The sequence below is a fragment of the Sphingopyxis sp. genome (assembly GCF_036261875.1).
GTDB lineage: Bacteria > Pseudomonadota > Alphaproteobacteria > Sphingomonadales > Sphingomonadaceae > Sphingopyxis.
Genome location: NZ_DATAJZ010000013.1, coordinates 20,701 through 35,607, shown reverse-complemented (window position 1 = coordinate 35,607; position 14,907 = coordinate 20,701). Strand labels below are relative to the sequence as shown.

Annotated in this window: 8 protein-coding genes; 3 read left to right on the top strand and 5 right to left on the bottom strand. The window is 66.3% G+C overall.

Going from position 1 to position 14,907, the window contains the following annotated elements:
• Positions 1 to 76: 76 nt before the first annotated feature.
• Both pbpC and VHO04_RS07085 read left to right on the top strand, forming a co-directional pair.
• Entirely contained in the window at positions 77 to 2,206 is a 2,130-nt protein-coding gene (gene pbpC / locus VHO04_RS07090) for a penicillin-binding protein 1C (RefSeq protein WP_329627662.1), read from the top strand.
• A gap of 102 nt (positions 2,207 to 2,308) precedes the next feature.
• Positions 2,309 to 3,940 (top strand): amino acid permease, encoded by a 1,632-nt coding sequence (locus VHO04_RS07085; RefSeq protein WP_329627661.1) that lies wholly within the window; start codon positions 2,309 to 2,311, stop codon positions 3,938 to 3,940.
• 428 nt (positions 3,941 to 4,368) lie between these two features.
• Here VHO04_RS07085 and VHO04_RS07080 read toward each other — a convergent pair whose 3' ends face one another.
• The 4 genes from VHO04_RS07080 to VHO04_RS07065 all read right to left on the bottom strand — a co-directional run bounded on the left by VHO04_RS07080 (position 4,369) and on the right by VHO04_RS07065 (position 11,413).
• Complete coding sequence (locus VHO04_RS07080; RefSeq protein WP_257545600.1) at positions 4,369 to 5,580, bottom strand: multidrug effflux MFS transporter; 1,212 nt, start codon at positions 5,578 to 5,580, stop codon at positions 4,369 to 4,371.
• 367 nt (positions 5,581 to 5,947) lie between these two features.
• A complete protein-coding gene (locus VHO04_RS07075) occupies positions 5,948 to 6,250 on the bottom strand; it encodes a hypothetical protein (protein WP_257545602.1) in 303 nt (100 codons plus the stop codon).
• Between the two features lie 24 nt (positions 6,251 to 6,274).
• Positions 6,275 to 9,157 (bottom strand): pitrilysin family protein, encoded by a 2,883-nt coding sequence (locus VHO04_RS07070; RefSeq protein ID WP_329627660.1) that lies wholly within the window; start codon positions 9,155 to 9,157, stop codon positions 6,275 to 6,277.
• Positions 9,158 to 9,256: 99 nt separating this feature from the next.
• Complete coding sequence (locus tag VHO04_RS07065; protein WP_329627659.1) at positions 9,257 to 11,413, bottom strand: acylase; 2,157 nt, start codon at positions 11,411 to 11,413, stop codon at positions 9,257 to 9,259.
• Positions 11,414 to 11,908: 495 nt separating this feature from the next.
• On the opposite strand from VHO04_RS07065, the gene clpB reads away from it, so the two are divergent.
• On the top strand, positions 11,909 to 14,488 hold the full coding sequence (clpB, locus tag VHO04_RS07060; RefSeq protein WP_329627658.1) for an ATP-dependent chaperone ClpB: 2,580 nt from the start codon (positions 11,909 to 11,911) through the stop codon (positions 14,486 to 14,488).
• 63 nt (positions 14,489 to 14,551) lie between these two features.
• Here clpB and VHO04_RS07055 read toward each other — a convergent pair whose 3' ends face one another.
• Positions 14,552 to 14,887, bottom strand: a complete 336-nt coding sequence (locus VHO04_RS07055) for a hypothetical protein (RefSeq protein WP_329627657.1) — start codon at positions 14,885 to 14,887, stop codon at positions 14,552 to 14,554.
• Between the last annotated feature and the right edge of the window lie 20 nt (positions 14,888 to 14,907).

The following is a 14,907-nucleotide window of genomic DNA, read 5'->3' as shown; positions in this document are numbered from 1 at the left end:
GATGGGCATCTCGACTTCGCTCGATGCGAACGGGAATGGAGAGGGTGCCGCAGCGTCTCATCGGCTAGAGCGATCGATGACGACAATCCGCAACCGCCGCTGGTTCGACGTGCTGGCGTGGACCGCCCTCGCCGCGCTCGTCCTCGTCACCGCCGCGCATCTCCTCACCCGCCCGCCCGCGATGCCCGATTACGCCGCGGTCCGCGCCGACTGGAAACCCAGCGAGGCGTGGCTCTACGACCGCGACGGCCGCCTGCTCGACAGCGAGCGCGTCAATTTCGAGCGCCGCCGCCTCGCCTGGGTGCCGCTGAAAGACATCAGCCCCGTCGTGCGCGACACCGTCGTCGCGGCCGAAGATCATCGTTTCTGGTCGCACGGCGGGGTCGACTGGCTTGCGATCGCCAGCGCGATCCGCACCCGCTGGACCGGCGGTCGCTCGCGCGGCGCCTCGACGCTGCCGATGCAGCTCGCCGCCTTCCTCGCGCCCGACCTCGCGCAGCCGGGCCAGCGCGGCTGGTTCGCCAAGATCCGCCAGATGCGCGCGGCACAGGAATTGGCGTCGAACTGGACGCATGCGCAGGTGCTCGAGGCCTATTTCAACCTCTTGCCCTTGCGCGGCGAAGCGCAGGGGATCGGCGCCGGCGCGCAGAGCCTGTTCGGCAAGAAACCCGCCGAGATGAACCGCACCGACGCCGCGCTGTTCGCAGGCCTCCTCCCCAATCCCGGCGCGAAGGCCGATGTGCTAGGCCGCCGCGCCTGCCGGATTGCGAAAGCTGCCGATTGCTCGGCCATCGATGCCGCCGCCGCGACGCTCGTCTCGGGCGAGCAGGCGGCGCGCTTCGACCCCGCGCTCGCGCCGCACCTCGCGACGCGCCTGCTCGACAAGCCCGGCAAGCGCGTCACGACCACCATCGACCGCCGCATCCAGACCGCCGCGATCATCGCGCTGCGTCGCCAGCTTGCGGGCCTCGGCTCGGACCGCGTGCGCGACGGCGCCGTCGTCGTGCTCGACAACGCGACCGGCGACGTCCTCGCCTATGTTGGCGGCGTGGGCCTCAAATCGACCGCCGCGCAGGTCGACGGCGCCAATGCGCGACGGCAGGCGGGCTCGACGCTGAAACCGCACCTCTATGCGCAGGTGATCGAGCATGGCTGGCTCACCGCCGCCTCGATCCTCGACGACAGCCCGGTTCAGCTCGACACCGCCTCAGGCCTCTATGTGCCCAAGAATTACGACCATAATTTCCAGGGCCCGGTCAGCGTCCGCCACGCGCTCGCCAGTTCGCTCAACGTCCCCGCGGTGCGCACGCTCGTCATCGACGACGTCCAGCTCTTCCGCGACCGCCTCTGGACGCTCGGCTATCACGGCCTGGTCGAGGACGGCGAATATTATGGTTTCAGCCTCGCGCTCGGCTCAGCCGAGGTCAGCCTCGTCGAACAGGCCAATGCCTTCCGCACCCTCGCCAACCAGGGCCGCTGGTCGCCGGTGCATTATCGCATGGGCGAGACAGCCGAAGCGCCGCGCCAGATCGTCAACCCCGGCGCCGCCTTCATCGTCGGCGACATCCTCGCCGACGCCTCGGCCCGCGCCGACGCCTTCGGCGCCGACAGCGCGCTCCGCCTCCCCTTCTGGGCCGCGGCCAAGACGGGCACCTCGAAAGGGATGCGCGACAATTGGTGCGTCGGCTGGTCCGATCGCTACACCGTCGCGGTCTGGGTGGGGAATCTCGAGGGCGATTCGATGCGCGCCGTCTCGGGCACCTCGGGCGCCGCGCCGGTGTGGCGCGACGTGATGATGACGCTCCACGCCGGCAGCCCCGGCAAGCCGCCGAAGATGCCCGAGGGCGTCGAGGCGCGGCAGGTCGCGCTTCCCGGCACCCGCGAGCCGCCGCGCCGCGAATATTTCCTCCGCGGCACCGCACAGAGCGAAATCGCCGCCGCGCCGCAGGCCGCACGCCGCCCGCGCATCACCAGCCCGGTCAGCGGCAGCGTCTATGCGCTCGACCCCGATATCCCGATCGACCGCCAGAGCCTCGCGGTGCTGGTCAGCGGCGACGTGACGGGTTTTCGCCTGATCCTCGACAAGAAACCGCTCGGCGACGCCGATGCGGGTCCGCAGATCCTGCCGCGCCCCGGCATCCATATGCTCGCGCTCGTCGATCCCGGCGGGCGGATGATCGACCGGGTGCGATTCACGGTGCGGTGAACCGCTGTAACGCGCGTGAAATTAAGTTGCGCTGACGCGCGGAGCGGTTAGTCTGCGCCGCCAGGAGAGGGGGCCGTTCGGGCGCCCCAAAGGGGATATTTGATGATATTTGGCCGCGTCAAACCGCTCGACGCCATCCTGGCTACAGCCGAGAAAAAGGGGCTCCATCGCACGCTCGGCGCCTTCCAGCTCACCATGCTCGGCATCGGCGCCGTCATCGGCACCGGCATCTTCGTGCTGACGTCCGAAGCCGCGCAAAAGGCGGGCCCAGCGATGCTGTTGAGCTTCGTCGTCGCGGGCTTCGTCTGCGCGGTCGCGGCGCTCTGCTATTCCGAATTGGCGTCGATGGTGCCCGTTTCGGGCTCCGCCTATACCTACAGCTATGCCGTGGTCGGCGAAATCCTCGCCTGGATGGTCGGCTGGGCGCTGATCCTCGAATATGCGGTGGGTGCGAGCGCGGTCGCTGTCGGCTGGTCCAACCACGCGGTCGGGCTGTTGAATTCGCTAGGATGGCACATACCCGCGGCGATCAGCAACGCCGATGCGCTGATGGCGCATATGCAGCTCGCGATCGGCGCCGCGCCCAGCGAGGATCTCGACAAGGCGCTCGCGGTCGGCGGCTGGATCAACGTTCCCGCGATCATCGTGATCGGCTTCGTGACCTGGCTGCTGGTGATCGGCACGACCGAAAGCGCGCGCGTCAACGCCGTCCTCGTGCTGATCAAGATCGCCGCGCTGACCGCCTTCATCGCGTTGACGCTGCCGGTCCTCAATTCGGACAATTTCAACCCGTTCATGCCGACCGGAATCGGCAATCCGCTCAGTTCCTCGGGGCTCGGCGTGCTTGGCGCCGCGGCCTCGATCTTCTTCGCCTATGTCGGCTTCGACGCCGTTTCGACCGCCGCCGAGGAAACCAAGAATCCGCAGCGCAACGTCCCGATCGGTCTGATCGGCTCGCTGGTAATCTGCACCATCTTCTATCTGCTCGTCGCATCGGGGGCGATCGGCGCGATCGGCGCGCAGCCGGTCGCCAACGCCACCGGCCAGATATTGTCGCCGGGTTCGCCGGAACTCGCCGGCCGCTGCGCGACGCTGGTCGCCGGCGGGTTCGTCGAGCCGCTCGTCTGCTCGAAGGAAGCGCTGGTCCATGTCCTCGAAGCGATCGACTGGCCGTTCGTCGGCCGGCTCGTCGGCCTTGCCGCCGTGCTCGCGCTGCCGTCGGTCGTGCTGATGATGATGTTCGGCCAGACCCGCATCTTCTTCACCATGGCGCGCGACGGCCTGCTGCCCGAAAAGCTGGCCTCGGTGCACAGCAAATATCGCACCCCGCACGTAGTCACCGTCGTCACCGGCGTCTGCGCCGCCTTCGCGGCGGCGGTGCTGCCGGTCGGCAAGCTCGCCGACTATTCGAACGCGGGCACCTTGTTCGCCTTCTTCATGGTCGCGATTTCGGTGATGGTGCTGCGCCGCACCGACCCGCATCGCCATCGGCCGTTCCGCACGCCGCTGGTCTTCGTCGTCGCGCCGCTGGCGATCCTCGGCTGCGTCGTGCTCTATCTGTCGTTGCCGCTGACCGCGAAGCTGGTGCTGCCGATCTGGGGCGCCATCGGCCTGCTCATCTATTTCGGCTACAGCCGCTCGCGCAGCCACGTCGGCCGCGGGCTCGTGGAGGTGCACGAACTCGACTCCGACGCGCCGCCGCCGGCAGTGCCCCCGACGCCGTCGTTCGACTGACGGCCGGGACCATCAAAAAGGGGGGAAAGGGGGCTTCGGCCCCCTTTCTTTTGGCGGGTTATCGGATTTGCGATCGTGAACGAGATGCGATCTCAAGCTTCGTCATGCGGAAGGCTCGGGACCGGCTTGTTTCAGGTCCATGGCCCGGCCTTTTCCGGCTGGCGCGGCGCCAGTTGTTTTTCGCACAAAGCCACAAAGCCACGAAGATGTCGCGCCAGCCGCGAAGCGGTTTTCCTTTGCGACCGCGCGACCAGCCGCGCCGTGGAGGGAGGAACGGGCCTGTCGGCCCGAGCCTTCTTCTTCGTGGCTTTGTGGCTTTGTGCGAAACTAAAAAGCGCGGCGTTGAAGGACAACACCAGACCATGGCCCCTGAAACAGGCCTGTCGAAGGGTTCAGGGTGAACAAGAGTCGAACCGGAGTCCGTGTCCTCAATAGGGCGTGCGCGGCGCGGTGCCGGGGCGGGTGAACAGCTTGCCGCGCTCGGCCCAGAAGACCAGCGCCAGCCCGACCACTCCCGAAATCAGAAAGGCGTAGGCGAGCGGCAACGTCGATCCGTCATAGAGCTGGCCGATCGCCGCGCCCATCGCGGCGGCGAGCAAGGTCTTGCAAAAGCTCTGATAGGAGGAGGCGACCCCGGCCATATGGCCGAAATCCTCCATCGCGATCGAGCCGAAATTGCTGCCGATGAAGCCGATCAGCCCGACGTTGACCATCATCAGCAAGGTGAACATCCACAAGGTCTCGGCGCCGCTCATCGCAACGGCGATCTGCGCGATCGACGTCGCCATGAAGGCAAAGGTCGCGCTCTGCGACACGCGCCGCGCGCCGAAACGCTCGACGATCGCAGCGTTCGAGAAATTGGCGATCGCGATCCCCGCCGCGACGCAGGCAAAGACCAGCGGGAACCAGCTTTGCGCCCCGAACACCTCGGCGATGATCTGCTCGCTGCTGTTGAGATAGCCGTAGAGCGCGCCCTGCATCATCGCCGAGGCGATCATATAGCCCGCGGCGCGGCGATGCCGCGTCACCGTCGCCCAGCCCGCGATCATCGTCCGCGCGTCGAGCGGGCGGATGTCCTCGCGCGCCAGTGTCTCGGGCAGGCGGCGCAGCCATAGCAGCATGACGCAGCCCATCACCGCGAGGACGATGAAGATCGCGCGCCAGTTCGCGAAGGCGGTGATCCCCGCGCCCATGGTGGGCGCGATCGCGGGGACGATCATGAAGACGAGGAAGATCATCGACAGCCGCTTCGCCATCGCGTCGCCCGAGAACAGGTCGCGGATCACCGCGACGACGATCACGCCGAGCGCGGCGCTGATCAGCCCGTGCCCGAAGCGCAGCGCGAGCAGCATCGGAAAGCTCGTCGCCAGCCCGCAGCCGATCGAGAAAGCGACATAGGCGAACAGCGCCGGCACCAGCACGCCCTTGCGCCCGAAGCGGTCGGAGAGCGGACCATAGAAGAGCGACCCGGCGCCGATGCCGAAGAGATAGGTCGAGATGACATATTGCCGGTCGTTGGCGACCGTGACCCCCAGCCCGTCGCCGATCGCGGGCAACGCGGGCAGCATCGAATCGATGGCGAGCGCGTTCAGCGCCATGACCATCGCCATCATGAACACCATTTCGCGGCCGCCGGGCATGCGGGACCGCTGGGGGGATTCGGTCATTTTGTGCATTGTGGCGGCCCTATGCGCCACCACGCCCGCTTTGGATAGCCCCCGAGGGGCGAAAAGCTATGCAAGCGAGAGGGATAGGGTGTTTTCACGATAGCGACCGGCAGGTTTTGACCGGAAGGCGACCTATTCTTCATCGTCATCCCGGACTTGATCCGGGATCCATTCTCTCAGCGCCGGATGAATGGATCCCGGATCAAGTCCGGGGTGACGAGAGTGGTTGGGCAATGTCCGCCCCCCCCCCAACCGTCAGCGAAACCCGCGCGACATGCGCCCACGAAAAAGGGCCGCCCCCAACCGGGAGCGGCCCTTTCCATTCCTAACCCTGATAAAATCAGGCCTGGCGCGTGCCGGTCATCGCCATCGAGCCGAACGGGCCGGCCTTGATCGTGCCGGTCAGCGTGTCGCCGTCGATCGTCGCTTCGGCCTCCAGCGTCATCGGCATCGGCACCTTCATGTTCATGGTCCAGGTCAGCTTATTGCCGTCGACCTTGCCATTCTCGACGTCAAGCGACCCCATCGCCCCAGCGTTCTGGCCGGTGAAGCTGTCGCCGTCGCTCTTCACCGTGAAGACCGATTTCTGGTCGCCCATCGGCGACTTGGTGACGCAATCATAATTGCCGTCGACTCCAGACATAAACCTCTCCTACTGAAACCAATGTTAGTTAGCGGGTTTCGCTATTTCCACCGGCAGGCCCAGTCCGTCAAGCTGCGGTTTCACCACCGCAGCGTCGCCGACCACGACATAGACGAGATCGCCTGTGCTGAGCGCCTTCCGCGCCGCGGCATCGACCTCGGCGGTCGTCATCGCCTCATAGGTCGCGGGCAGCGTCTCGTAATAATTGTCGGGGCGGCCGAATTTCACGATCTGGCGCATCCCACCGAGGACGTCGCCCGACGTTTCGAAGCTGCCCGGCAGTTCGCGGACGCTGCCGTTCACCGTCCGCTCCAGCTCTTCCTTGGTGACGCCCTTGTCGCCGAGGAATTCCGTAAGATCCGTCTGGAACGCCTTGATCGAATCGCCGGTGCGGTCGGCCTGCACCGGCGCCGAGACGATCCAGCTCACCCGGTCCTGGTCGGAGGTGATGCGCGAGCGCACGCCATAGGACCAGCCCTTGGTCTCGCGCAGGTCCATGTTGAAACGCGACAGGAAGTCGCCGCCGAAGATGTCGTTCGCCGACCGCAACACCTCCAGCTTGTCGCCGCCCTTCGCGTCCAGCACCTTGCCGGCGAGGATCACCGACTGCGGCGATTTCGGCCGGTCGACGAGCAGGATGCGCGGCTGCGGCTTCGGGATCGCGATCTCGAAATGCTTTTCGGGCTTGGCGCCGGCGGGCGCCTTCCAGTCGCCAAAGGCGGCATCGAGCGCCTTGGTGATCTCCTTCAGCGTCGTGTCGCCGACGACGAAGATGCGCGCATTGTCGGGGCGGACCCATGCGTCGTGGAACGCCGCGAGTTGATCGCGCGTCGCCGCGGTCACCGCCGCCGCGTCGCCCAGGCCCGACGGCGGGATGCCATAGGGATGATCGGCGCCATAGAGCGCGGGCATCAGCACGCGGCCGGCGATCGCATTGGGGTTGTTGAGTTCGGCCTTCAGCCGGTTGAGCTGCTGCGCGCGCACGCGCTCGAGTTCCTTCGCGTCGAAGGCGGGGTTGCGGATATAATCGGCGAGCAGGCCGAGCGACGGCGTCAGATTCGGCTTCAGCGCGAACAGGCTGAACACCGTATCATCGGCGCTCGCCGACCCGTCGATCTGCGCGCCGAGGCGCTCCTTGGCTTCGGCGAAGGCGATCGAATCCTTGCTCGTCGTGCCCTCGTCCATCAGGCTGAGCATCAGCGACTGAGTGCCGAGCGCATCGTGCGGATCGGCAGCATATCCCGCGTCGAAGCTGACCGCGACCTGCACCGTCGGCACCGTCGTGCGACGCGCGAAGACGACTTCGATGCCGTTCTTGAGCTTCGCCCGCTCGATCGCCGGGAAATCGAGCGCCTTCAGATCGGCGACCGCCGGCATCTGCGACCGGTCGGCGATCGAGGTCGCGCCCACGGCGCTGCTGTCGGGGCCGACATCGCCGAGCGCCGCGTTCCAGTACCGGTCGGGCGCGACGCCGATAGCCTTCGCATCGGTCACCGCGCCGCCGCGGTTCTCACCGCCCTCGGTGCGCTCGCCCGGCGTGTAGGTCAGCGAAAAGACCGGGCGCGACATCCATTTGTTCGCGACCGCCTTCACCTGCTCGGGCGTCGCCTTGGCGAGCCGGTCGAGCTCGGTCTTGTAATAGGCGGGATCGTTCGAATAGAGCGCGCCCTCGGCCAGCGTCACCGCCTTGCCGCCGAAGCCCCCGACCGATTCGAGCCCCGCGATCGTGCCGCCGAGATAGCTCGCCGCCGCGCGCTGCAATTCGTCGGCGGTCGGGCCGGTCGCGAGAAAGTCCGCGATCTGGGCATCGAGCTTGTCGGCGACGACCTTCGGATCGACCCCCGGCTTCACATCGGCCTGGACGATCAGGAATCCCGCATCCTCCAGCGTCTGCGTGCCCGCGGCGACGCTGACCGCGACCGGGTCCTTGCGCACCATCGCATTGTCGAGCCGCGACGAGGACAGCCCGCCGAGCACCGTGGTCGCCATCTGCAGCGCCACCGCGTCGGCGTCGTTGAGCCCCGGGATCGCCCACATGCGATAGATGCGCGTGGTCGGGATCAGGTCCTTGACCTCTTTCGCGAGCGGCGCGGGCAGCGTCGGGACCGAGGTTTCAGGCGCCTTCACCTGCGGCCCGCGCGGAATGTCGCCGAACCATTCGGTCACCTTCGCCTTGGCGGTCGCCAGGTCGACATCGCCGGCGAGCACGAGAACGGCGTTGTTCGGGCCGTAATTGTCGGTGAACCACTTCTTCACGTCGGCGAGGCTCGCCGTATTGAGGTCGGTCATCGAACCGATCGTGCTGTGATGATAGGGATGGCCCTTGGGGAACAGATTCTCGAAAATCTCGTAGCGCAGCAGCCCATAGGGATTATTGTCGCCCTGGCGCTTTTCATTCTGGACGACGCCGCGCTGGTTATCGAGCTTCTCCTGCGTGATGCCGCCGAGCAGATGCCCCATGCGATCGCTTTCGAGGAACAGCGCGCGGTCGAGCGCGCCGGTCGGCACCGTCTCGAAATAATTGGTGCGGTCGACGTTGGTCGTGCCGTTGAAATCGGTCGCGCCGACCTGTTGCAGCGGCTCGAAGAAATCGCCGGGCGCATTTTCGGACCCGTTGAACATCAGATGTTCGAACAGGTGCGCGAAGCCCGTCTTGCCCGCGGGCTCGTTCTTCGACCCGACGCGGTACCAGACCGACACCGCGACGACCGGCGCCTTGTGATCCTCGTGGACGATGACGCGCAGGCCGTTGTCGAGCGTGAAGCTCTGATAGGGGATGTCGACCGCCTTCACGAGTTCGGCGATCGGGGCGGGCTTCGCCTCCTTTGCCTTGGCGAGCGCCGGACCGGCGGCGACGAGCGAGGTCGACAGGGCAAGGGCGATGGCGAATCGATGAAAACGGGGCATGAACTTCCTCTCGGATGGCGAGCGCAGGCGCGGACGGCTTGCTAACGACCCGTGCCGAACGGCACTGTATCAGCGGTTTAGGACAGTCCTCCGCCGCATTCAAGGCCGATAGAAGCGCGCTCCGCTGGCCCTCAGCGCCGCCGGATCGAACAACACCGGCTTCAACCGGTGCGCGACGAACAGAGGCGCCTGATCGTTGTAATGCGGGCTGTCGGGCCGCGTCGTCGCGGCGCCGAAGGGCTGGATCGATTCCGAATGCACCTGCCCCGCCTTGTCCCAGGTCACGAACATGATGAAGCTGTCGCCGTGGCGCACCTTGAGCCGCCCGTCGGGCTCGACATCCCACAGGGTCGAAGCGCGCACCGTGTCATTGCCGCCGTCGAGCGGCAGGTCGACGCGGTGGGCGCCCTCGCCGTGACGCAGCCGCAGCACGGTGCCGAGCTTGGGGTCGAGCCCCGCGAAATGCTCCTGCAGGTGCGCGACCGTCTCGCTCAGCACCTGGCGCGGGTCGGGGTCGGCCTTGCGCTGATAATGGCTGCCGTTCGCCGGGCGCAGCACCATCAGCGCGAGCGCATCGCCCTTGCCCTTGCCGTCGAGAGTCCAGTCCCATTTGCGCAGCAGATCCTGCGCCTCGGCCAGCGCCGGGTCGCCCTTGGTATCGAGCGCGAGCAGCCGGTCGATCCACGCCTTGGCATAGCCGGTCTTCGCATAGGCGGTGTCGTATTTGATCGCCTTCAGCCGCGCCTCGTCGATCTGTCCCGACGCCTCGAACAGCGCGATCAGCCGCGTCGCGCGGTTGGTCATGTCGTCCTCGATGCCGAGCAGCGGCGAAAAGGCCGCCGGGTCGAGCTCGTCGCCCGGCCCCGCCGCGACCCATGGCGTGTTGTTCGCGTTCATCACATAGCCCGAGCGCGGATTGACCAGCGCCGGCACGCGGTCGAACGGCAGCGTCTTCGTCCACACATCGGCCGAGGTATCGCCCGGCAGGACGCCGCGCCAGTTGAAGCCCGCGGGCCGGTCGGGAAACATCGCGTTGTAGAACATCCCGATATTGCCCTTGGCATCGGCATAGATGAAATTCGTCGCGGGCACCCCCTGCCCGGCCATCGCCGCGCGCCATTCGGCGAAATTGCGCGCCTTGTTGAGCCGATAATATTGGGTGACCATCTTCGCCTGATCCATCCCGGCATAGCGGATCGCGAAGGCACCCTTGGCGTTCACGATCACCGGCCCCTGCACCGAGCGATAGATGGTGCGCGGCACCGGGATCACGAACGGCCCATATTTGACGCGCAGCCAGATGCGCTTTTCTTCGAGCGGCCGCCATTTGCCGTCAAAACGGTAGTTCTTGCCGCTCTCGTCGAGCACCAGCTTGTAGATGTCGATCAGGTCGGGTCGGTTCACCGTGTTGGTCCAGCCGAGATATTTATTGTGGCCGAGGAAAGGATACGGCGAGCCGGGGAAATTCGCGCCCGCGAAATCCCATCCCTCGCCCGAATGCACGACCAACTCGTACCACGCGACGCCGCCGGTCCACGGCTGATGCGAGTTGGAGACGAGCCGCGTCGCGCCGTCGGTCGAACGCGACGGCGCGACCGCGAAACCGTTCGACCCGTTCGCTTCGGGATCGCGCCCGACCGGGGTCAGCTCGCGCGGCACCAGCTTGCCTTTGGCGTCGAGCGATGGCCCGCCCTCACGCCCCAGCACCTTGTCCTCGGTCAGCCCGCCGAGCACCGAATCAAGCCCGAAGAAGAAGGGCGAGCGCAGCACGAAGCCCGCGACGACGTCCTCCCCGGCCACCGGGAACAGCCCCGACAATCGCACTTCGTCCGGATGCTTGTCGGCATAATGGTTGAGCCCCGCGGCATAGGCGGTGAAGAGTTTTCGCACATCCTCGGGAAGCTGCGGCCAGTCGCGCGCGGTCGTCGCGCGAACGCCGAGCAGCGCTTCGGCATAATCGACCTTCGCGCCGTCCGCGCCGAGCATCGCCCCCGCGCGCCCGCGCGTCATCGCCAGCACTTCCTGCAAGGTCGAAAAATCATCCTCGGCATGAGCGTAAGCGACGCCATAGGCAACGTCGGCGTCGGTGCGCCCAAAGATATGCGGCACCCCGAATTTGTCGCGCGCGATCTGCACGTCGGTCGGCTTGAAAGCGGGCGCGGCGGGCGCCTCGGCGGTCAGCGGCTCCCACACCGCAAGCCCGGCCAGCACCGCCGCGAGCAACAGGACCAGTCCCAGCAAAGCCCGTCGCAGCATATCGTCTTCCTTCCTGTCTTCGGCTGCCCTGTTGTCGGCTGCGATGTGTGGCGGGCGAATGGTGCGATGGCAAGCCGTTGCTCCACCTTCGTCATGCGGACCTAGTTTCAGCATCCATGGCCCGGCGCTCGTCTGATAGAGCCGCGCCAGCTATGTTTCGCACAAAGACACAAAGCCACGAAGAAGACGGCTTGGGCCGACAGGCCTCATATTCTTTGTAACGGCGCGTCCTACCGCGATGTCGAGAGAGGAAGCCGCTTTGCGGCAAGCGAGACATCTTCGTGGCTTTGTGTCTTCGTGCGAAACAAAAAGCGCAGCGCCTGACGAAAGCACAGGTCATGGCTGAAACAAGCCTGTCCTGAGCCTGTCGAAGGGTTCAGCATTGGAGAGGAGGCTGTATAAACCGCATCAGCACCTCCGCGTGAATCTCCAACCACACCCTTGTGTTGCAAAACGGCAACACTATCTCTGACGGCGAGAAAGGGGCTTACTTACATGAACCTCGAAAAATTTACCGACCGCGCCAAGGGATTCCTCCAGTCGGCGCAGACGATTGCGATCCGCATGAACCATCAGCGGATCAGCCCCGAGCATATCGCGAAAGCGCTGCTCGAGGACAAGGAAGGCATGGCCGCGGGGCTGATCCAGCGCGCTGGCGGCGATGCCGCGCGCGCCACCTCGGCCATCGACGCGCTGCTCGCCAAGGTTCCCGCGGTGTCGGGATCGGGCGCGCAGGCGACGCCCGGCCTCGACAATGATGCGGTGCGCCTGCTCGACCAGGCCGAACAGCTCGCCGAGAAGGCCGGCGACGGTTTCGTCACCGTCGAACGGCTGCTGCTCGCGATGGTGCTGGCGACGAACACCCCGGTCGGCAAGGCCTTCGCCGATGCGGGGCTAAAGGCCGACGCGCTGAATAATGTCATCAACGAACTGCGCCGTGGCCGCACCGCCGATACGGCGGGCGCCGAGGATAGTTTCGAAGCGCTCAACAAATATGCCCGCGACCTCACCGAAGTCGCGCGCGAAGGCAAGCTCGACCCGGTCATCGGCCGCGACGAGGAAATCCGCCGCACCGTGCAGATCCTCGCGCGCCGCACCAAGAACAACCCGGTCCTCATCGGCGAACCCGGCGTCGGCAAGACCGCGATCGCCGAGGGCCTTGCCCTCCGAATCGCCAATGGCGACGTGCCCGACAGCCTCAAGGACCGCCGCCTGCTCGCGCTCGACATGGGCGCGCTGATCGCGGGCGCCAAATATCGCGGCGAGTTCGAGGAGCGGCTGAAGGGCGTGCTCGACGAAGTGAAATCGGCCGAGGGCGAAATCATCCTCTTCATCGACGAGATGCACACGCTGGTCGGCGCGGGCAAGGGCGACGGCGCGATGGACGCCTCGAACCTGCTCAAGCCCGCGCTCGCGCGCGGCGAACTCCACTGCATCGGCGCGACGACGCTCGACGAATATCGCAAATATGTCGAAAAGGACCCCGCGCTCCAGCGGCGCTTCCAGCCCGTCTTCGTCGGCGAACCGACCGTCGAGGATTCGATCTCGATCCTGCGCGGGCTCAAGGAGAAATATGAGCTGCACCACGGCGTCAGGATCACCGACGGCGCGATCGTCGCCGCCGCAACGCTGTCGAACCGCTACATCTCCGACCGCTTCCTGCCCGACAAGGCGATCGACCTGATGGACGAGGCCGCGAGCCGCATCCGCATGGAGGTCGAATCGAAGCCCGAAGAGATCGAGAATCTCGACCGCCGCATCATCCAGATGAAGATCGAGGAAGCGGCGCTGACCAAGGAGACCGACGCCGCATCGAAGGACCGGCTCGACAAGCTGCGTGCCGAGCTCGCGAACCTCGAACAGCAGTCGAGCGAGCTCACGCAGAAGTGGCAGGCCGAAAAGGACAAGATCCACGCCGAGGCGAAGATCAAGGAACAGCTCGACGCCGCGCGCAGCCAGCTCGACCAGGCGCAGCGCGCAGGCGACCTCGGCAAGGCGGGCGAGCTCAGCTACGGCACCATCCCGAGCCTCGAAAAGCAGCTCGAGGAGGCTGAGGCCGCTTCGGGCAATGCGATGCTGCGCGAGGAGGTCACCGCCGACGACATCGCCGCCGTGGTCAGCCGCTGGACCGGCATCCCGGTCGACCGGATGATGGAGGGCGAGCGTGAGAAACTGCTCGGCATGGAAGATACGCTGGGCCAGCGCGTCATCGGCCAGGACGAAGCGGTACGCGCCGTCTCGACCGCGGTCCGCCGCGCGCGCGCCGGGCTACAGGATCCAAACCGGCCCTTGGGTTCGTTCCTCTTCCTCGGCCCGACGGGCGTCGGCAAGACCGAACTCACCAAAGCGCTCGCGCGCTTCCTGTTCGACGACGACAATGCGATGGTCCGCATCGACATGTCGGAGTTCATGGAGAAGCACGCCGTGTCGCGGCTGATCGGCGCGCCTCCGGGCTATGTCGGCTATGAGGAAGGCGGCGTGCTCACCGAAGCGGTGCGCCGCCGGCCCTATCAGGTCGTCCTCTTCGACGAGGTCGAGAAAGCGCATGGCGACGTGTTCAACATCCTGCTCCAGGTGCTCGACGACGGGCGGCTGACCGACGGGCAGGGCCGCACGGTCGACTTCACCAACACGCTGATCATCCTGACCTCGAACCTCGGCAGCCAGGCGATCGCCGCGCTTCCCGACGACGCGCCGGTCGAACAGGCCGAACCCGCCGTCATGGAGGTCGTGCGCGCGCATTTCCGGCCAGAGTTCCTGAACCGGCTCGACGAGATCGTGCTTTTCCACCGCCTCGCGCAGCAGCATATGGGCGGCATCGTCGATATCCAGGTGGCGCGCGTCCAGAAGCTGCTCGCCGACCGCAAGGTGACGCTCGACCTCACCGACGCCGCGCGCGCGTGGCTCGGCCGCGTCGGCTATGATCCCGTCTATGGCGCGCGGCCGCTCAAGCGCGCGGTGCAGAAATATCTGCAGGACCCGCTCGCCGACCTGATCCTGAAGGGCGAGGTCAAGGACGGATCGACGATCCGGGTCGACGAAGGCGACGGCGCGTTGACGCTGACGCCGGCATAAACAGACGCGCAAAAAGGGCGGCGGAAACGCCGCCCATTTTCACTCGATCCGGCCGGATCGCGATCAGTTGCTGGTGTTGCCCGCCTTGCTCTGCATCGCCTCGGCCGTTTCGCGGGCGTCGGTCGCGCCTTTCTCGAGCACCACCTTCCATTCCGCGTTGGTGTGGCAGACGCGGTTCTTCTTCACCAGCGAGCCGATCTCGAGCGTCTTGCGGCACTTGATATAATAGGGATGGGTCATCGCCAGTCCCTCGTTATACGCCTTGATCTCGGTCGGCGTCATCAGCGAGGGCGTCTTGGCCGGCGGCGCACGGTCATCCGGCGCGACGGGTTCCGCCGCGAACGCGGCAGGCGCAGCCAGCAGGGCCACGGCGATGATCGCGGGCAAAATCTTGGTCATGCAAATCCTCCTACCACGGG

What these genes read in the sequence shown, in the direction of transcription:
- pbpC (WP_329627662.1), top strand. Translation starts at nt 77, where the DNA reads ATGACGACAATCCGCAACCGCCGCTGGTTCGACGTGCTGGCGTGGACC.
- VHO04_RS07085 (WP_329627661.1), top strand. Translation starts at nt 2,309, where the DNA reads ATGATATTTGGCCGCGTCAAACCGCTCGACGCCATCCTGGCTACAGCC.
- VHO04_RS07080 (WP_257545600.1), bottom strand. Translation starts at nt 5,580, where the DNA reads ATGCCCGGCGGCCGCGAAATGGTGTTCATGATGGCGATGGTCATGGCG.
- VHO04_RS07075 (WP_257545602.1), bottom strand. Translation starts at nt 6,250, where the DNA reads ATGTCTGGAGTCGACGGCAATTATGATTGCGTCACCAAGTCGCCGATG.
- VHO04_RS07070 (WP_329627660.1), bottom strand. Translation starts at nt 9,157, where the DNA reads ATGCCCCGTTTTCATCGATTCGCCATCGCCCTTGCCCTGTCGACCTCG.
- VHO04_RS07065 (WP_329627659.1), bottom strand. Translation starts at nt 11,413, where the DNA reads ATGCTGCGACGGGCTTTGCTGGGACTGGTCCTGTTGCTCGCGGCGGTG.
- clpB (WP_329627658.1), top strand. Translation starts at nt 11,909, where the DNA reads ATGAACCTCGAAAAATTTACCGACCGCGCCAAGGGATTCCTCCAGTCG.
- VHO04_RS07055 (WP_329627657.1), bottom strand. Translation starts at nt 14,887, where the DNA reads ATGACCAAGATTTTGCCCGCGATCATCGCCGTGGCCCTGCTGGCTGCG.